We start from the raw sequence: 18099 nt of genomic DNA, 5'->3' as shown, positions 1-18099 counted from the left end.
ATGGCAAGCGAATCAAATCGTCCGGCCGCCATCGACCGGAAATTCGACCCCGGTAAAAAACTCGGCGGCATCGCTGCCCAGGAATACCGCAGCGGCAGCAACGTCACTCGGTTGCGCAAAGCGCCCCAGGGGAATCGTCGCGACGAATCGGGCGCGGTTCGCGGGCGTGTCGGGAACACCCATGAAGTCCTCGAAGAGTCCGGTGACACCCATCACCGGGCAGATGGCGTTGACGCGAATCTTCTCCGGGCCGAGTTCCACCGCCATCGACTTGGACAGGATATTGACAGCGCCCTTGGAGGCGTTGTACCAACTGAGTCCTGGCCGCGGACGAATGCCGGCAACCGAGCCCACGTTGAGGATGACGCCGCCGCCCTTCTTGCGCAGCAGTGGCAACACCGCATGGGTCATGTGATAGATCGATTTGACGTTGACGGCGAACATGCGGTCAAACGTCGCCTCGTCGACCTCCAGCATGGGCCGGTTCTTGTGGGTGGTGCCCGCGTTGTTGATCACCACGTCGGGAATGCCGAAGGTTTCGACACAGTGCTGCACCAAGGCCTGAACCTGCGCCTTGTTGGTCACGTCGCAGGTGAACGCCGATGCCTGGGCCCCGAGGGCCGCTGCCACCTTGCGCGCGGCATCGCCGTTGATGTCGGCGACGATGACCTTGGCGCCCTCGGCCACGTAGGCCTGCGCGATGCCTTCGCCAAAGCCACCACCGGAGCCGGTGATGATGGCGATTTTGTTGAGCAATTGATTCATGAAATTTCCTTGGATGGATGGGTGAAGATTCGGTGAGGCCTCTGTGAGGGTTCAGCCGTGGTAATGAACAACGGTCTTGGTGGTACTCATTTCTTCGAGCGCGAGAAGCCCCTTCTCGCGACCGTGGCCACTCTTCTTCACGCCCCCGAACGGCAGTTCAACACCACCGCCGGCACCGAATGAATTGATGAAGACCTGGCCGCATTGCAGGGCCTTGGCCACCCGCTGCTGGCGTCCGCCGTTCTCGGTCCAGACGGCCGCCAGCAAACCGTATTCGGTGCCGTTGGCCAAAGCAATGGCATCGGTCTCGTCGTCAAAGGGCATGGCCGCCAGCACCGGGCCAAACACCTCTTCATGCGCCAAGGCGTCGCCGCGCGGCACCGCGCCAAACAGCGTCGGCCGCACGTAATACCCGCCGGCCGGCACGCCTGGGTCAATGCTGCCTTCGGCGAGCACCTTCAGGCCGGCAGAGCGCGCGTTGTCGATGTAGCGCTGCACGCGCTTGTGCTGGCTCTGGTTGACCAGCGGGCCGCAGTCCAGGTTCATCTCGGGGGTGCCCACGCGCACCTTCGAGAACTTCTCCGCCACACGCGCCAGGAAGTGGTCGTAGACATCGCGCTGCACCAGCAATCGGCTGCCGGCGGTACAGGTCTGGCCGGCGTTCTGGATGATGCCCTTGACGATGGTCGTGGCGGCCAGTTCCATATCGGCGTCCGAGAACACCACATGCGGCGACTTGCCGCCCAGTTCCAGCACACACTTCACCGCGTTGCGCGCAGCGGCCTGCTGGACCAGCACGCCCACTTCGTTGGAGCCGGTGAAGCTGATGAAGTTGATTCCAGGATGACCCGCGAGCGCGGCGCCGGCCTCCTCACCCAAACCCGTGACCACGTTCAGCGCACCGGGCGGCAAGCCGGCCTCGAGCGCCAGCTCGGCAATTCGCAGTGGTGTCAGGCAGGCGTCCTCGGCCGGCTTCACCACCACCGCGTTACCCATGGCCAGCGCCGGCGCCACGCTACGGCCCATCATCTGGGCCGGGTAGTTCCACGGGATGATGTGGCCCGTCACGCCCAGCGGCTCGCGCAACAGGCTGACCTGGTAACCGTTCAGAAACGGGATCACCTCACCATGCACCTTGTCTGCGGCGGTGCCATAGAACTCAAAATAACGCGCGAGCACCTGCATGTCGTTGCGTGCGGTCGTCATCGGCTTGCCGGTATCACGGGCTTCCAGCAGTGCCAGCTCTTCCGCGTTGTCCAGCACCTTCTGCGCCAGCCGTACCATCAGCCGTCCACGCTCCAGCGCTGAGAGCCGACCCCAGGCGCCGCCCAGCGCAGCGCGTGCGGCGGCAACGGCGAGGTCCACGTCGGCCGCAGCACCACGCGGAATGTCTGTGAACACGTCGCCGTCAACCGGCGACAGGACCGGCAGAGTCTGGCCGCTCACGGCGCCTTTCGACTCTCCGCCAATAATCATTTTTGCCACTTGTCTATCTCCTGTAAAAAGCAATTCAATGGTGTAGCGCGTCGCGTTGCACCGACAGCGAGCCCCGCTCCAGCACCCAGGTCTGGTCGGGGATGTCCATCAGCAGGCTCGCGTTGGATTCCGTGATCACGATGCACAGGTCCGGACGGATCTTGCGCAGGCGACCCACGGCGTCGGCGTACTGCTTTGCAAGCACCGGGGCCAGGCCCTGCAAGGGTTCGTCCAGCAGGACGAGCCGGGTGCCGATCATCAAGGCTCGTCCAAGCGCGACCATCTTTCCCTGGCCCCCCGACAGCGCCGCACCGGAGCGCTTGAGCATCTCCTTGAGCTGGGGAACCACGTCGACAACAGCCGCCAGGCGCTCCGCGATTTCGGCTTCACCCAGGCTCTGCACCTCGCAGGGCATGCGCAGGTTTTCCTCCACTGTCAGGGTCGGGAAAATAATGCGATCTTCGGGGGCGTAGCCGATGCCCAACTCGGCGCGCCGGTGCGCCGGTATCGGCAGCAGCTCATCGGTGTCCAGCAGGACCCGACCGCCTTTGGTCTTGACCAGGCCCATGATCGTGCGCAACAGGGTGGTCTTGCCGGCGCCGTTGCGCCCCACGACCGCGACCGTGGTGCCGGCACGAAGCTCGGCACTGACTGCGCGCAGGACATTGACGCCCGCCAGATCTACAGAAATCCTGTCGAGTGTGAGCATCACGCAGTCCCCAGGATCTCGCGACGAACCTGCTCGTTCGCCAGCACTTCGGAAGGGGTCCCGTCGGCCGCCACGCGACCGGCGATCCAGGCCGCCACGCGCGTCGCATAGCGGGTCACGATGTCGACGTCATGCTCGACGAACCAGCTCGTGACCTTGCGTTCGTCGAGCGCGCGCATCAATGTTTCCATCAGGCCATGCTTGTCTTCGGACGCTACGCCGCTCGTCGGTTCGTCCATGATCAGCAGCTTGGGCCTGAGCATCAGCGCCATGGCCACGTCAAGCAGCTTGCGGTGCCCCTCCGGCAGGGAGGAGGCCAGCTCGTTGGCGCGGGCGGTCAGCCCTACCAGCTCCAGCGTGTGCTCAACTTCTTTGGCATCGACCGAAGCCGATAGCGGCATAAAGAACGACAGCCGCCCGGCACGTCCTGCTGCGGCAATCTCCAGGCATTGCCGCACCGTGTGTTCGAGAAACAGTTGCGGCAACTGGAAGGAACGGCCCAGACCCAGCCGCACGATGCGCCGCGGCTCCAGACCGGTAACATCCTTGCCGTCAAAAAAGACCTTGCCGCTGGTCGGCTTGAGAAAACCGGTGCAGATGTTGATGAAGGTCGTTTTGCCCGCGCCGTTCTGGCCAATCACGGCCAGTCGCTCTCCGGCATTGAGCTCGAAATCGATGTCCTGCGCGGCCACGACCCCCCCGAACGACAGGCTCAGGCCCTGCGTGCGAACCAGTGGTTCCATTTTTTCTCCTTCGCGTTATGGTCGGCCTGTTTCAGGTTCATCAGGCCCACGATGCCCATGGGCGCCACCAGGATCACCAGGATCAGGGTGGTGCCGAGCAGCAATTGCCAGACACCGGTCATGTAGGCTGCAGCAAACAGCTTCACCGCCTCGAACACCACGGCGCCGACGAAAGCCCCGATCGCATGGCCCGAGCCACCCAGAATCGTGATGAAGACAAACTCGCCCGATCGCAACCAGGAACCGATATCCGGCGTGACCAGGCCCTGAACCATGGCGAACAGCGCACCCGACAGGCCGACCAGCCCGGCCGAAAGCAGGTAGCCATTCCACAGCACACGCCGGGCTGACAGACCCAGATATTCCAGGCGGGTTTCGTTGGTCTTGATGCCGGCCAGCGCCTCACCCGCCGCCGAGCTGAAAAAGCGCTGCACCAGCCAGCCCAGCACGATCGCCGCAGCCACCGTCATGAGCAGCAGTGCGGTTTCGAAATCAGCACGCTCGAACTGCATGCCGAACAACGTGGGCCGGTTGATGCGCAGTCCGTCGGTTCCACCGGTGAGGTTGTAGAACTTGCCAAGCATCGAGTAGACGACCATGCTGATGGCCAGGTTCAGCATGCCGAAGAAGATGCCGCGGTAGCGCACCACAAAGAGGCCCACCACGGCGCCGGCGATCAGGCTGGCGAGCACGCCCGCCATCAGCAACACCATGCCATCGAGCTGCGGGAAGGCGCGACCGGCGAAGGCCACCGCATAGGCGGCCACACCGGCATAGAGCGCGTGCCCGAAGGACACCTGGCCGGCCCGGACCATGATGGAGACACCCAGCGCCGCGAGGCCATAGCACAGGCCGATGATGATCGGCGTCTTGCTCCAGGGGGCCAGCAAGCCCAGCATCAGGCAGAGGGCAGCCCCTGCGATCGTGAAGAAACGAACCATCATCAAATCCTCCGTGCCTGGGCGACGGTGAACAGCCCGTTGGGCCGCACCAGAAGCACGGCCACCATGATCAGGTAGGGCACCGCGACTTCGAGTTCAGGCGCTGCGTAGACCGCGATGGAGCGGGCGATGCCGATGAGCAGTGAGGCAATCAGGGCGCCGGTGATCTGACCCATGCCCGCCGTGGCCACGACAGAGAAGGACAACACAATCATGTCGGTACCGACACCCGGCACCAGCGAAGTGGTCGGCGCGGCCATGGCGCCTCCCAATGCACCGAGCGTGGCGCCCAGGACGAAAGTCAGCAGACCGATGCGCTTGGCGTTGATGCCCAGGGCGGTCGCCATTTCGCGGTGGTGGGTCACGGCGACCACCTGCTTGCCCAGCTTGGTGTGGCGCAGGAAATACAGCAAGCCGAGGTAGGCAAAAAGAGCCACACCCGGAATCAGCATCAACTGATAGCGCGTGTAGGTCACACTGGAGAACTCGACCGTACCGAGGCGGGTGACAAGTTCACTCGCGGAATAGGGCTGGGTTCCCCAGATCAGCCGCTGCACGTCCTCTAGCACCATGAAGGCCGCAAAGGTGATCAACAGCCGCTGCACCGGATCACGGTCCTGTACACGGCGCAGCAGGCCGATTTCCAGCACGGCGCCCAGCACCGTGCCGACGAGCAGGGCGGCTGCCAGCAAGCACAACAACAAAGTCAAGGTCGAGGGCTCGAAGCGCATCGCTCCAAGGGCGAACGATGCGGCGGTGTATCCACCAAAAGCATACAGGGCACCGTGCGCCACATTGACGATGCCCATGACGCCGAAAATCAGCGTCAGGCCGAGGGAAACCAGGAACAGCAGGCCGGCATAGGAGATGCCATCGGCCAGCGCCAGGAGGAGCAGGTCGAGCGTCACGGCGTGGCTCCTGATGCCAGGCGCAATGCCGCACCTGCGGGGGAGCGGCGCCGGCCCGGTTCAGACCAGGCGTATCCGGGTGGGTTGGGGAGGTTGGGGCGGTGGACCATGGGGGTCTTCGTGTCGAGTCGTAGGCTCAGCACGGTTCGGCGGCCAGCTGAATCCGGCCATGCTCATGGCCAACGAACAACTCCATGCCCACTTTGATCAATGCGCCCCATGCCGACAGCAAAACCAGGCGCGACGCCGAACGGGGCATTGAGCCCTTGGGGCCTGTCAGCCTGTATTGGGCCGAGATCAAGCCAGGCACCTGTGCCTTGCGTTGTTCCATGTTGTCTCCTTGCTTATTGATGCTGGGCGCAATGGTCCCCTCATCGGACAGCAGGCACAATCACTCATTTCAAAACCAGGGCTTCGAAAATTTCGAAGAAATTAGGGTTTACGCTAGCATGAGCCAATGAAGTTCGATCTCACCGATCTGCGGCTGTTTGTGATGGTGGCGGACGAGGGCAGCCTGACGCGGGCGGCCCAGCGCCAGCATCTGTCATTGGCGGCGGCCAGCAGCCGCATCAAGTCGCTGGAGACCCAGGCGGGCCAGCCCCTGCTGTACCGCGAAGCCCGTGGCGTGCGCCTGACGCCGCCCGGCGAAGCGTTTTTGCACCACGCCCGGGGGGTGCTGCGCCAGGTGGACCAGTTACGCGTCGACCTGCAGGAGTACGGGGGCGGCCTGCGCGGCCATGTGCGCGTTTTTGCCAACACCACGGCGGTGACGGATTTCCTGCCGGAAATCCTGCCCGGCTTCCTCGCGGACAACCCCCGCGTGAACGTGGACCTTCAGGAAAAACCGAACGCTGAAATCGCCCGGGGCGTGCTGGACGGCCGCGCCGACATCGGCATTGTGGCCGGCAGGGTCGACACGCTGGGGCTGCAGGCCATCCACTTCAGCACCGACCGCCTGGTGCTGGTCACGTCGCGCCAGCACCGCTTTGCCGGGCGCAAGACCATTGCCTTTGCCGAGACGCTGGACGAAGACGCGGTGGGCATGCACCACGGCAGCACGCTGCAGACTTTTCTGGCCACGGTGACGGAGTCACTGGGCAAGCCGCTCAAGCTGCGCATCCAGCTGGCCAGCTTTGATGCCATGTGCCGCATGATAGGCAGCGGTGTGGGCGTCGGCATCGTGCCGGAGTCGGCGGCCCGGCGCAACCGGGATACGATGAACCTGGCGTTGATCGAGCTCACCGACGAGTGGAGCGTGCGCGAGCGCTACATCCTCGTGCGCGACCAGGCGGCCTTGCCGGCCTACGCCCTGGCCTTGATCGACACCCTGTGCGCGCATTACAGGGCCTGAGGCGACCTCAGTCCGGCAATACGGCCGTCACTTCAATCTCGACCCGCGCACGCGCCTCCACCAGCCCGGCCACCTGCACGCAGGTCATGGCCGGGAAGTTTTTGCCCATGATTTCGCGGTAGACGCCGCCCAGCGCCCTGAGGCTGGCCACATACTCGTCGCGGTCCACAACGTACCAGGTCATGCGGACCATGTGCTCGGGCCCGGCACCGCCGGCCTTCAGAACGTCTGCAATGTTTTGCAGCGTCTGGCGCGTCTGCGCGACGAAATCATCGCTTTCAAACTCTTGCCGGGCATTCCAGCCGATCTGGCCGCCGACGAACAGCAGCGCGCCGCGCGCGAGGATGCCGTTGGCGTAGCCCTTGGGCTCGGCCCAGTCGGGCGGTTGGATTTTGGTGATCATGTGGTCTCCGGGGATGTTTTCAGGTAGGGCAGCAGGGCGTTGCGCAAGCCATCGGGAATGGGCACCGGCTTGCCGTGCGGGACTTCCGAATACACCACGACGCCATGGGCCCTCACCCGAAGGCTGCTACCCCCGTGGGTGGACGGCTCGCCGTGAATTTCATAGTGCATGCCCACGCTGGCGTTGCCGACCTTGGTCAGCTCCAGCGTCATCGTGAGCTGGTCGCCGTGGCGACACATGCCCAGGAATTCGGTTTTCAGGTCCACGATGGGAACGCCCGCGCCGCCGGCGATCAGCACGTGTTCGGGGAAGCCGATGTGGTTCAGGAAATCCTCCTGCACCTCATGCAGCAGGTAGAAAAACTGCGGGTAAAAAACGATTCCCGCCGGGTCGCAGTGGTGAAACCGGACCTGTTTTTGTGTCGTGAATTTCATGGTTGACGCAATTTGAAACGTTGCAGTTTGCCGGTTTCGGTCCGCGGCAGGCTGCTCGCGAATTCGATCTGGCGCGGGTACTTGAAGGGCGCCAGCGTGGCCTTGACGTGGTCCTGCAGGCTCTTGACCAGGGCCTCGCCGGCTTCGTGCCCGGGTTTGAGCACCACAAAGGCCTTGACGATCATGCCGCGTTCCTCGTCGGGCAGGCCGATCACGCCGCATTCGGCCACGGCCGGGTGCTTGAGCAGCGCGTCTTCCACCTCGGGGCCGCCCACGTTGTAGCCCGACGTGATGATCATGTCGTCGGCGCGGGCCTGGTAGAAGAAGTAGCCGTCATCGTCCTGCACAAACGCATCGCCGGGGTAGTTCCAGCCGTCCTTGACATACTTCGCCTGGCGCGCATCGTCCAGGTATTTGCAGCCGGTCGGCCCCTTGACCGCCAGCTTGCCGACGGTGCCATGCGGCACTTCCGCACCCTGGTCGTCGACCACCTTGGCGGTGTAGCCCGGCACCACCTTGCCGATGGCGCCGCGCCGCACCTCGTCACCGGCGGACGAAATGAAAATGTGGAACATCTCGGTCGCGCCTATCCCGTCGACCATTTCAATGCCGGTGGCGTCCTTCCAGAGCTGGCGTGTGGCGTCCGGCAGGCCCTCGCCGGCACTCACGCAGATGCGCAGGCTGGGCACGCCGAGCTGCCTGGCAAACGGCGCCATCTGGCGGTAAAAGGTGGGCGCGGTGTAGCACAGGGTGGCGCCGACCTGGTTCATCAGCTTGACCATGACCTCGGGTGTGTAGGCGACGCTGGGGTAGTACACCGAGGCGCCGGCCCACATCGGGAAGATCAGCATGCCGCCCAGCCCGAAGGTGAAGGCCAGGGGGGGCGAACCCATCACGATGTCGTCAGGCCTGGCCTTGAGCACATGGCGCGGCCAGGCTTCGCAGGCGGCGAGTACATCGCGGTGCGTGTGCACGGCGGCCTTGGGCTTGCCGGTGGTGCCGGAGGTGAAGGCCATCATCGCAATGTCGTCGGCCGCTGTCGGGCAGGGCGTGAATTGGCCGTCTTTCTGTGCGGAAAGGACCGCCAGCGAACCGGGCTCGTTCATGAGGTTGAACGGCACGATGGTGCCGAGCAGGCCGCCCTGATCCCTGGCGGCCTGCAATTCCTGCAGCAGGCTGGCATCGCACAGTGCCAGCGACGGCCGGGCCTTGTCGATGATCTCGCCGAGCTCCTTGGCGCGCAGCAGCGGCATGGTCGCCACCGCCACCAGCCCGGCCTGCACCACACCCAGCCAGGCCAGGGCCATGCCGATGGAGTTGCCGCCGCGCAGCAGCACGCGGTTGCCCGGCACGAGGTGAAAATCTTCCGTCACCACCTGGGCGATGCGGTTGACGCGTTCCAGTGCGTCGGCATAGCTCAGCGTGATTCGGTCCGAGCGCAGGAAGGGCTTGTCGGCATGACCTTGCGCCCTGGCCCGGGAGAACAGCACGTCCACCAGATTGGCCTGGTCGGGAATGCGCAGTTCGGGCAAGGAATAGACCAGTTTCGGCAATTGGTCGGGCGATGGCAGGCGGTCGTGCACGAAGCGGTCGGTCTGCGCAGACGGCGCCTTCGAAGCCGGTGAGTGTGTGGGTGTGGGCGTATTCATGATTGCAACACCGCCTTGCCGATGATGAGTTGCTGGACCTCGGTCGCGCCTTCGTAAATGCGCAGCGAGCGGATGTCGCGGTACAGGCTTTCCACCTTGCTGCCCACCTTCACGCCCAGGCCGCCGTGCATCTGCAGTGCCATGTCGATCACCCGCTGGGCGTTTTCGGTGGCCGTCATTTTGGCCATCGCGGCAGCCACGGTGCGGTCCCTGCGACCGTCGGCTTCCGTGGTGGTGGCGGTGATGGCGCCGTTGTCCGGGCGCTCGCCCGGATCGTTGTGGTGGTCGCGCATCCAGGCGGCGCGGTAGGTCAGCAGCGCTGCCGCATCCACCAGGGCCGCCATCTCGCCGAGTTTGGCCTGGGTCAACTGAAAATCCGCCAGTGTCTGCCCGAACATCTTGCGCGTCCGGGCAAATTGCACGGCCTCCGCGAGGGCGCGGCGCGCCATGCCCAGCGCGGCGCCGGCCACCGACGCCCGAAAAATGTCCAGCGTCTGCATGGCCAGCTTGAAGCCGCCGTGCAGCGTGCCCAACTGCGTGCTGTCGGCCAGCCTGCAATGGGTGAAATTCAGCGTGGCCAGCGGGTGGGGCGAGATCACCGCGATCGCCTCGCTGCTGTCCAGGCCCTGCGTCGGGGCATCGACGATGAAGGCCGTGATGCCGCGTGTGCCGGCGCCGGGGTCGGTCTTGGCAAAGGTGACGTAGAAATCAGCGATGCCGCCGTTGCTGATCCAGGTCTTGCTGCCATTGAGGGCCCATCCGTCATCCGTGTGGGTGGCGCTCGTTTGCATGGCGCCCACGTCGGAGCCGGCCTCGGCCTCGCTCAGCGCAAAGGCGGCGATTTTTTCGCCGCGGGCTACCTGCGGCAGGTAGGCAGCCTGCTGCTCGGGTGAGCCGGCCAGCGTGATGGCGCCGCTGCCCAGCCCCTGCATGGCAAACGCGAAGTCGGCCAGCGGCGAGTGGAAGGCCAGCATCTCGCGCAAAATGACGAGCGCCCGGGAGTCGAGCTGGTCGAGCGCGCCGCCCAGCACGCCGTCTTTGCCCGCGGGCACGCAGTAGCGCAGCCACTGGTGGTCGCCCAGCAGCCGGACCCACTCCCGGCAGGCCTGGCGGTCGTCACGTTCGTCGATGTGCTGGTGGGGGATCCACTCGGCCAGCCGCTGGCCGAGATCGCGGTGCACGCCGTCAAAAAACGGCAGTGCCAGATGTGCTGTCGTCGGGTTCATGCTGAAAACATCCTTATGACTGTGGACTGTGCCCGGCGTTCAATCGCCCTGGAACACCGGTTTTTGCTTGGCGGCAAAGGCTTCGTAGGCGCGCGTGAAATCGCCGGTCTGCATGCAGATGGCCTGTGCCTGGGCTTCGGCCTCTATCGCCTGGTCCAGCGTCATGGCCCATTCCTGGTGCAGCATGGTCTTGGTCATGCCGTGCGCAAAGGTCGGGCCGCTGGCCAGTTCGTGCGCCAGCTTGTGGGCCTGGGCCAGCACCTCGCCGGGCTCATGCAGGGCATTGAAAAATCCCCACTGCAGGCCTTCCTGGGCGTTCATGGCGCGGCCGGTGAACAGCAGCTCGGAGGCGCGGCCCTGGCCGATCAGGCGCGGCAGCAGGGCGCACGCGCCCATGTCTGCGCCCGCCAGGCCGACGCGGGTGAACAGGAAGGCGGTCTTCGCCTGCGCGGTGCCCAGCCGCATGTCGGCCGCCAGCGCCATCATGGCGCCGGCCCCTGCGCAGATGCCATCGATGGCCGCGATGACGGGCTGCGGGCACAGCCGCATCGCCTTGATCAGGTCGCCGGTCATGCGCGTGAACTCCAGCAGCTCGGGCATGGTCATCTTGGTCAGCGGGCCAATGATCTCGTGCACATCGCCGCCCGAGCAGAAATTGCCCCCTGCGCCGGTGAGCACCACGGCTTTCACATCGGTGGCGCGGTTCAGCGCATGGAACAAATCGCGCAGTTCGGCGTAGGAGTCAAACGTCAGCGGGTTTTTTCGCTCGGGGCGGTTCAGCGTCAGCGTCGCCACGCCGGCGTCGAAGGCGTAGGCAAAGTGCCGGGCCTGGTAAGTGGCCAGCGCATCAAATTGCGCGTGCATGGGGTTGGCGGGGACTATGTAGTGTTTCATGCGGTTTCCAGTTTGTTTTCGTTTTGCTGCATATGGTGGTGCTTGACCTTGCCCAGCAGCTTGTGGAGCGATTCGACTTCACGCGGCGACAGGGTTTCAAAGGCCGCCACAATCCAGGCCTCGTGCTGGCGCGCCATCTCGTCAAACAGCTTGCGCCCGCGCGGCGTCAGGCGCACGCGGTAGGCACGGCGGTCGCCTTCAACGTCCACACGTTCCACCAGCCCCTCCTGCACCAGCTGGTCGGTGATGCCGGTGACATTGCCGCCGGTGACCATCATGCGGCGCGACAGCTCGTTCATCTTCAGGCCCTCGGGGCTGCGCTCGAGCTGGGCCATCAGGTCAAATCTCGGAAGCGTCGTGTCGAATTGCTCCCGCAACTGGGTACGCACCTGTTTTTCCACCAGCTGGGTGCAGGTCAGCAGGCGCAGCCAGAGCCGCAGGGCTTCGGGGTGTTCGCTGTGGCCTCGTGCTTCCATGTCCATAGAGCCATTCCTTTTTGTTTTGCTGTTTTCCTGAGAGCCGCCTGCCTTGGTCATGACTGGGCCGCAAGCGCTTGTTGTTTTGAAATTTCACGGTAAAGCTGATCCCGGCCGCTGAGGTACTGTTTGGGCCAGTCCACGGCCCGGCTTTGCAGCTTGGCCGCCTCATGCAGCGTCCAGGCCGGATCGGCCAGGTGCGGGCGGGCCAGCGCGCACAGGTCGGCCCGGCCCGCGGCAATGATGCTGTTGACATGGTCGACTTCGGAAATCGCACCCACCGCAATGGTCTGTATGCCGACCTCGTTGCGGATGCGGTCGGCAAACGGCGTCTGGTACATGCGGCCATACACCGGTTTGGCCTGGCGCGTGGTTTGGCCCGAGGACACGTCGATCACATCGCAGCCCGCGTCCTTGAACAACCGGGCCACCACGATCGCGTCGTCGGGCGTGTTGCCGCCCGGCGCCCAGTCGTGCGCGGAAATCCGCACGCTCATGGGCAGGTGTGCGGGCCAGACCGCGCGCATGGCGCGAAACACCTCCAGCGGGTAGCGGCAGCGGTTCTCGATGTTGCCGCCGTACTCGTCGCTGCGCAGATTGGTCAGCGGCGTGATGAAGGCCGACAGCAGGTAGCCGTGCGCGCAGTGCAGTTCCAGCCAGTCGAAGCCGGCGGCGGCGGTGCGGCGGGTGGCGTCCACAAATTGCTGCTTGAGCGTTTCCATGTGGCTGTGCGTCATGGCCTGCGGCGTCTGGTTGCGCTCGCCATAGGACACGGCGCTGGCCGACACCACCGGCCAGTTGGCATGCGGCCCCCCGGCGGGCAGCGGTTCGTCCATCTCTTCCCAGCCCACTTGGGTCGAGCCCTTGGGGCCGCTGTGGCCGAGCTGCATGCCGATCTTGGCCGTGCTCTGGCTGTGCACGAAATCCACAATCCGCTTGAAGGCGGCCGTTTGCTCGTCGTTCCATAGCCCGGTGCAGGCCGGCGTGATGCGGCCCTCGGGATTCGGGCTGGTCATCTCCACCATCACCATGGCGGCGCCGCCGAGCGCGCGCGCGCCCAGGTGCACCAGGTGGAAGTCTTGCGGCACACCGTCAATGGCGCTGTAGGTCGCCATCGGCGAGCACACAATGCGGTTCTTGAGCTCGGTGCCGCGCACCTTGAACGGCGTCAGCATCGGCGGAATCACTGGGCCGCCCGACAGCCAGGATTCATAGCTTTCGATCCATTTCGCATCGCGCAGCCGCAGGTTCTCGTGGCTGATGCGCTGCGAGCGGGTCAGCAGCGAGTAGGCGAACTGCTCGATCTCCATGCTGCTGTAGCGGTTGACGTTCTCGAACCACTCGGTGGAGTTGCGCGCCGCGTTCTGGATCTTCAGCACCTCGACGCTGCGCCGTGCCTCATAAGCCTGCAGTACCTCGTCCATGCCGTGGCCGGTGCTGAATTCATTCGCCAGGTCGATCGCATCCTCGAGCGCCAGCTTGGTGCCGCTGCCAATCGAGAAATGAGCGGTATGCGCGGCGTCGCCCATGAGCACGATGGGCACGCGCTTTCCTTCCACGGTTTCATGGTGCAGCCAGCGTTCGCACACCACGCGCGGAAAACGGATCCAGATGGCCGAGCCGCGCACATGCGTGGCATTGTTCATCAGGGCATTGCCGTCCAGGTATTTGGCAAACAGGCGCTCGCAAAAGGCGATGCCGTCTTCCTGGCTCATCTGGTCCAGGCCATGGGCCTTCCAGACGGCTTCCGGGGTTTCGACGATGAAGGTCGAGGTGTTCTCGTCAAACTTGTAGGCATGCGCGGCAAACCAGCCGTGCTCGGTTTTCTCGAAGGCGAAGGTGAAGGCGTCGAAGGTCTTGCGCGTACCCAGCCAGACGAAGCGGCAGGCGCGCAACTCGACATCGGGCTGGAAGGTTTCCGCGTAGCGGTTGCGGATGCGGCTGTTCAGCCCGTCGCTGGCCACCACCAGGTCGGCCTGGTACTGCGCGGCAATCGCCTGGTCGTCCTGCACATCGGTTTCAAACACCAGCTCAACACCCAGCGCCAGGCAGCGCTCTTGCAGGATATTGAGCAGGCGCTTGCGGCCGATGCCGCAAAAACCATGGCCGCCCGAGCGCACGCTGCGGCCCTTGAAGAACACCTCGACATCGTCCCAGTGGTTGAAGGCGTCGCCAATCAGCTGCGCGCTGACCGGGTCGGCCACCCGCAGATTGCCCAGCGTCTGGTCTGACAGCACCACGCCCCAGCCGAAGGTGTCAAACGGGCGGTTGCGCTCGACCACGGTCACCTGGTGTGCCGGGTTTTGCAGCTTCATCAACAAGGCGAAATACAGACCTGCGGGGCCGCCGCCAAGACAAAGGATGTGCATGAATGTGTGCTCGCTCGATTAATCTGACCTTAATTGTTTAGGTTTAAAGTAAATTCGTCAAGCGGTTTTTCACCGGCCGGCATGCCGTCTTTTCGGTCAGCCAGAAAGACGGGAAAGTTGACTCTGAAAAAGAGGCGCCGATGCGCCGGGCACCGGCGTCAAGGCGCCAGGCCGGGTCAGGGCGCCTGGAAGCCTTCGGCCCGGTAAGTGAGCACCAGCGTGTCCCGGTAGCCGTCTTCCGCGGGGCCATCGCCCGGCAGGATGGGTGTGGTTTCGTGAATGACGCGTGCGTCGTCCAGCAGCAGGGTGGTCAGGGGTTCCTGCATGACAAAGCGTACGCCGTCCGGGCCATTCGCGTCAAACACCCGGGTTTCCCCGCCTTTGACGCCGTGGCGGGCTACCAGCAGCACCACCACAAAGTCCACGCCATCGCGGTGAGCGCCTTCCGGCGTCGGGCGTCCGACGCCGCCGGCGGTGTCGATGCGGAACTGGTGGGCCTCGATATACCACCGCGGCACCGGCCGGACCTGGGCAAACAGCTTTCCCAGGCTGGCCAGCAAATCAGTCCAGGCGGGCGCCTCGGCCACAGCTGGTTCCACCGGCTCGAACCAGCGCTCGAAGCCGCCATGCAAGGCGTTGTAGTCGGTGGGCTGCCAGTGGGCGCGGTGCGGTACCTGCGTGAGCGCGCCACCGGGCAGTTCCTGGACAAAGCAGGCATGCCGGCGCTTGCGGTAATGCCCGCCGTCCTTGAGGTGGGCGTCGGGCGGCAAGCGGTTCCAGGAGTCGGTCAGCTGGTGCCAGCCCTGCCTCCATGCGGGGCTGTCGAGGTGCAGGCTGGTGGTGAGGCCGGCCGGGTGGAGCAGGCTCAGGCCATCCTGGCGAAGGGCCTGATCCGCGGGTTTTTGAACGGTGGCGATATTGAACATGCTTACTATTTTGCTTTACCGTGCGCCCGGATGTAGCTCAGGGGTTTGCTGGAGCCGGAAGCGGTGCGCAGAGCAGGGCCGAAAGGCGATTTCAAAAATGAGCAAAAAGAGGTGAACCCTCGCTGCAGACAGGGGTCAAAAAGCTGCTCATAATGAAGGTGCTGTTTATCAGAGGAGTCTTTCATGCTGTACAAATTCAAATCCAAAGATGCCGGCAACGTGATCATGCTGGAGCCCAATGGCCGCCGGGTTCTTGAAATCATCGGCAAGGACGCCGGGCCCAAGGGCATCATCCTGCCAGAGGAGATGCCCGCGGCGATTGAGGCGCTCAAGGCGGCCATTGCGCTGGAATATGCAGGCGATGAACAGGTCGGTACCGTGCCGGGCGATGGGCTGGGCCTGCATCAGCGCGCCCTGCCTTTCATCGACATGCTCGAGCGCAACCACAAGGCCGGCCACGAAGTGGTCTGGGGCGTGTAAAGACTGCGGAAAAGGTTGCGATAAAGGCTGCGGCCCTGCGCCGGTTCCTCCCGCCAAAAAGCCCCGGTGACGGGGCTTTTTTGCGCGCTGGACGTGCAGGCAGTGCTGCAGCGCCAGCGCTACACGAAGCTCAGCGAAACCCGGTTCGGAACTCAGTCGATTTTCGCACCGGAAGCCTTCACCACCTGGGCCCACTTCTTGTGCTCCGCGTCGATGAAGGCCGTGAACTGTTGCGGCGTGTTGCCGCCCGGAATCGCACCTTGTGCAAGCAGTTTTTCCTTGATGGCCGGCGTGTTCAGCGACTTGGCCACTTCCTGCTGGATGCGGTTGACAACGTCGGGCGGCGTACCCGCCGGCGCCAGCAAACCAAACCACGAACTCGCGTCATAACCCTTCAGCGCGGGCCCGCCCGCCTGTTCCACCGTCGGCACATCGGGCAGGGCCGCGGAGCGCTGTGAACTGGTGACGGCCAGCGCCTTGAGCTTTCCTGATTTGATGAGCTGCATGGAGGACGGCAGGTTGTCGAACATCACATCCATGTCGCCACCCACCATGGCCAGCAGCGCCGGGCCCGAGCCGGTGTAAGGGAAGTGGGTCATGTAGGTGCCGCTCATGGTTTTGAACAGCTCGCCGGCCAGATGGATGGACGTGCCGTTGCCGCTGGAGGCCATGTTGAACTGGCCCGGTTTCGACTTGGCGACCCGGATGAAGTCGGCAACATTGCTGATGCCGGCAGCCCGCGCTTTTTCAGCGTTGACGATCATCACGTTCGGCACGCCCGCGACCAGCGTGATGGGTGCAAAGTCCTTTTGCGGGTCGAAAGCCATCTTGCTGTAGAGTGATTTGTTGATGCCGTGCGTTCCGACCGTTCCCATCAGCAGGGTGTAGCCGTCGGGCGCCGACTTGGCCACCGCATCGGCGCCGATGTTGCCACCGGCCCCGGCACGGTTCTCGACCACAAACTGCTGGCCGAAGGCTTTGGACAGTTCAGGCGCCATTGCGCGGGCCAGAATGTCCGTGGTGCCGCCGGGCGCAAAGGGCACCACGATCTTGACGGGCTTGGTCGGCCATGTGCTTTGGGCCCACACGGTAGGCGCTATAAAAACAATAGCAGATAGCGCGCAATTAACGAGGGCAAGGCGCCGGTTTTGTTTAAAGGAAAGATTCAAGACGGTCTCCGGTGGATGGGTGCACGCTGCAGCCAGCAAAGATACCGTGCCCGCACCGTTGCTTCAAGAGGGTAAATCCGGGCATGATCCGGGCATGAAAAAAGCCGCCGGAGTCGACCCGGCGGCTTGGCAATCAGGGCGATGCCTGCGTGCTCAGTCGGCAAACTTTCCGGCGGCTTCGATCACCGGCTTGATTTTGGCGATCTGGTCCGCCACGAAAGCCTTGTGGGCCGCCGGCTCGACGCGCTTGTCGGCGACGACGATGGCGCCCAGGCCTTCCTGCTTCTTGATGAAGTCAGGGTCCTTCAGCGCCAGCTTGAGCGCGGTGTTGAGCTGGGCCAGCACGGCTGGAGGTGTGCCCTTGGGCGCATACAGGCCATGCCAGATCGTCAGCTCGAAGCCCTTCAAGCCCATTTCCTGCAGCGTCGGGTAGTCCTTGAGCACCTTGTTGCCGGACAGCGGCTTGGCGGTCGTCACGGCAAACGCCTTGACGCGGCCGGCCTCGATCTGCCCCGTGGTGTTGGTGGTCTGATCGCACATCAGGTCGACCTGGCCACCCACCAGCGCGTTCATGGCAGGCGCGGTGCCACCAAATGGAATCGTCGTCATGGCCTCGCTGGCCTTGATGGCCGATTGCCACATCAGGCCGCACAGATGAGAGGCTGAACCCAGGCCGGCATGGGCAATATTGAGCTTGCCGGCGTTGGCGCGAATGTAGTTTTCAAAGTCGCGGTAGTTGTTGGCCGCCAGCTGGGGTTTGCCAATCAGCGTCATTGGCACTTCGTTGACCATACCCAGGTATTCGAAGTCTTCGAGTGGCTTGTACTGCAGCTTGCGGTACAGGCCCGGTGCCGCAGCCATGCCGATGTGGTGCAGCAGCAGTGTGTGGCCGTCGGGTGCGGCTTTGGCAACCTTGGTGGCGCCAATTGTGCCGCCGGCGCCGTTGACGTTTTCCACCACAAAATTGGCGCCGCCGCCCATGGATTTGCGCATGGCTTCGGCCAGGTCGCGCGCCACCCGGTCGGTGGGGCCGCCTGCTGCAAAAGGAACCACGAAGCTGATGGGCTTGGAGCCCGGGAAGGTTTGGGCGTTGGCGAAGAGGGCTGTCGCGGCGACGGCCAAGACTAACAGGCGTTTCATGCGTGTCTCCTTGAAAATAAGTCCTTGAGTGTACGGTTGG

The 18099-nt window shown here is 64.2% G+C and carries 19 protein-coding genes; 2 read left to right on the top strand and 17 right to left on the bottom strand.

Annotated elements, in window-relative coordinates; all coding sequences use genetic code 11:
- Positions 1 to 12: 12 nt before the first annotated feature.
- The 7 genes from AC1DUB_RS11555 to AC1DUB_RS11525 all read right to left on the bottom strand — a co-directional run bounded on the left by AC1DUB_RS11555 (position 13) and on the right by AC1DUB_RS11525 (position 5873).
- A complete protein-coding gene (locus AC1DUB_RS11555) occupies positions 13 to 765 on the bottom strand; it encodes an SDR family oxidoreductase (protein WP_477729627.1) in 753 nt (250 codons plus the stop codon).
- 51 nt (positions 766 to 816) lie between these two features.
- On the bottom strand, positions 817 to 2250 hold the full coding sequence (locus AC1DUB_RS11550; protein ID WP_477729626.1) for an aldehyde dehydrogenase family protein: 1434 nt from the start codon (positions 2248 to 2250) through the stop codon (positions 817 to 819).
- A gap of 25 nt (positions 2251 to 2275) precedes the next feature.
- A complete protein-coding gene (locus AC1DUB_RS11545; RefSeq protein WP_477729625.1) occupies positions 2276 to 2950 on the bottom strand; it encodes an ABC transporter ATP-binding protein in 675 nt (224 codons plus the stop codon).
- Entirely contained in the window at positions 2950 to 3693 is a 744-nt protein-coding gene (locus AC1DUB_RS11540) for an ABC transporter ATP-binding protein (protein WP_477729624.1), read from the bottom strand. The genes AC1DUB_RS11545 and AC1DUB_RS11540 overlap by 1 nt, the downstream gene beginning before the upstream one ends.
- Positions 3663 to 4637: a branched-chain amino acid ABC transporter permease gene (locus AC1DUB_RS11535; protein ID WP_477729623.1), complete on the bottom strand. Its 975-nt coding sequence runs from the start codon at positions 4635 to 4637 to the stop codon at positions 3663 to 3665. The genes AC1DUB_RS11540 and AC1DUB_RS11535 overlap by 31 nt, the downstream gene beginning before the upstream one ends.
- Positions 4637 to 5542, bottom strand: coding sequence for a branched-chain amino acid ABC transporter permease (locus AC1DUB_RS11530; RefSeq protein WP_477729622.1), 906 nt, complete (start codon positions 5540 to 5542; stop codon positions 4637 to 4639). The genes AC1DUB_RS11535 and AC1DUB_RS11530 overlap by 1 nt, the downstream gene beginning before the upstream one ends.
- 136 nt (positions 5543 to 5678) lie before the next feature.
- Complete coding sequence (locus AC1DUB_RS11525) at positions 5679 to 5873, bottom strand: hypothetical protein (protein WP_477729621.1); 195 nt, start codon at positions 5871 to 5873, stop codon at positions 5679 to 5681.
- Positions 5874 to 5999: 126 nt separating this feature from the next.
- On the opposite strand from AC1DUB_RS11525, the gene AC1DUB_RS11520 reads away from it, so the two are divergent.
- Positions 6000 to 6893, top strand: coding sequence for a LysR substrate-binding domain-containing protein (locus AC1DUB_RS11520; RefSeq protein WP_477729620.1), 894 nt, complete (start codon positions 6000 to 6002; stop codon positions 6891 to 6893).
- Positions 6894 to 6900: 7 nt separating this feature from the next.
- Here AC1DUB_RS11520 and AC1DUB_RS11515 read toward each other — a convergent pair whose 3' ends face one another.
- From AC1DUB_RS11515 to AC1DUB_RS11480, 8 genes are all read right to left on the bottom strand, one after another.
- Positions 6901 to 7296 carry a RidA family protein gene (locus AC1DUB_RS11515; protein WP_477729619.1) on the bottom strand — a complete coding sequence of 132 codons (396 nt, stop codon included), beginning with the start codon at positions 7294 to 7296 and terminating at the stop codon, positions 6901 to 6903.
- On the bottom strand, positions 7293 to 7730 hold the full coding sequence (locus tag AC1DUB_RS11510; RefSeq protein ID WP_477729618.1) for an acyl-CoA thioesterase: 438 nt from the start codon (positions 7728 to 7730) through the stop codon (positions 7293 to 7295). Before AC1DUB_RS11510 ends, AC1DUB_RS11515 begins: the two co-directional genes overlap by 4 nt.
- The gene (locus tag AC1DUB_RS11505) at positions 7727 to 9379 is read right to left on the bottom strand and encodes an AMP-binding protein (protein WP_477729617.1); all 1653 of its coding nucleotides are present in this window, start codon (positions 9377 to 9379) and stop codon (positions 7727 to 7729) included. Before AC1DUB_RS11505 ends, AC1DUB_RS11510 begins: the two co-directional genes overlap by 4 nt.
- Entirely contained in the window at positions 9376 to 10605 is a 1230-nt protein-coding gene (locus AC1DUB_RS11500) for an acyl-CoA dehydrogenase family protein (RefSeq protein ID WP_477729616.1), read from the bottom strand. Before AC1DUB_RS11500 ends, AC1DUB_RS11505 begins: the two co-directional genes overlap by 4 nt.
- A 39-nt stretch (positions 10606 to 10644) precedes the next feature.
- Entirely contained in the window at positions 10645 to 11499 is an 855-nt protein-coding gene (locus AC1DUB_RS11495; protein ID WP_477729615.1) for an enoyl-CoA hydratase family protein, read from the bottom strand.
- Positions 11496 to 11981 (bottom strand): MarR family winged helix-turn-helix transcriptional regulator, encoded by a 486-nt coding sequence (locus AC1DUB_RS11490; protein ID WP_477718986.1) that lies wholly within the window; start codon positions 11979 to 11981, stop codon positions 11496 to 11498. The genes AC1DUB_RS11495 and AC1DUB_RS11490 overlap by 4 nt, the downstream gene beginning before the upstream one ends.
- Positions 11982 to 12031: 50 nt before the next feature.
- Complete coding sequence (locus AC1DUB_RS11485; protein ID WP_477729614.1) at positions 12032 to 14344, bottom strand: bifunctional salicylyl-CoA 5-hydroxylase/oxidoreductase; 2313 nt, start codon at positions 14342 to 14344, stop codon at positions 12032 to 12034.
- Between the two features lie 176 nt (positions 14345 to 14520).
- Positions 14521 to 15270, bottom strand: coding sequence for a 2OG-Fe dioxygenase family protein (locus AC1DUB_RS11480; protein WP_477729613.1), 750 nt, complete (start codon positions 15268 to 15270; stop codon positions 14521 to 14523).
- 183 nt (positions 15271 to 15453) lie between these two features.
- On the opposite strand from AC1DUB_RS11480, the gene AC1DUB_RS11475 reads away from it, so the two are divergent.
- The gene (locus AC1DUB_RS11475) at positions 15454 to 15750 is read left to right on the top strand and encodes a DUF1840 domain-containing protein (protein WP_011481558.1); all 297 of its coding nucleotides are present in this window, start codon (positions 15454 to 15456) and stop codon (positions 15748 to 15750) included.
- Between the two features lie 152 nt (positions 15751 to 15902).
- On the opposite strand, the gene AC1DUB_RS11470 is transcribed toward AC1DUB_RS11475, so the two are convergent.
- On the bottom strand, positions 15903 to 16859 hold the full coding sequence (locus AC1DUB_RS11470; protein WP_477729692.1) for a Bug family tripartite tricarboxylate transporter substrate binding protein: 957 nt from the start codon (positions 16857 to 16859) through the stop codon (positions 15903 to 15905).
- Between the two features lie 213 nt (positions 16860 to 17072).
- Positions 17073 to 18059 (bottom strand): tripartite tricarboxylate transporter substrate-binding protein, encoded by a 987-nt coding sequence (locus AC1DUB_RS11465; RefSeq protein ID WP_477729612.1) that lies wholly within the window; start codon positions 18057 to 18059, stop codon positions 17073 to 17075.
- Positions 18060 to 18099 lie beyond the last annotated feature (40 nt).

This window comes from Polaromonas sp. P4_F9, from assembly GCF_056401235.1.
This window is presented reverse-complemented; position numbering and strand designations above follow the sequence as displayed.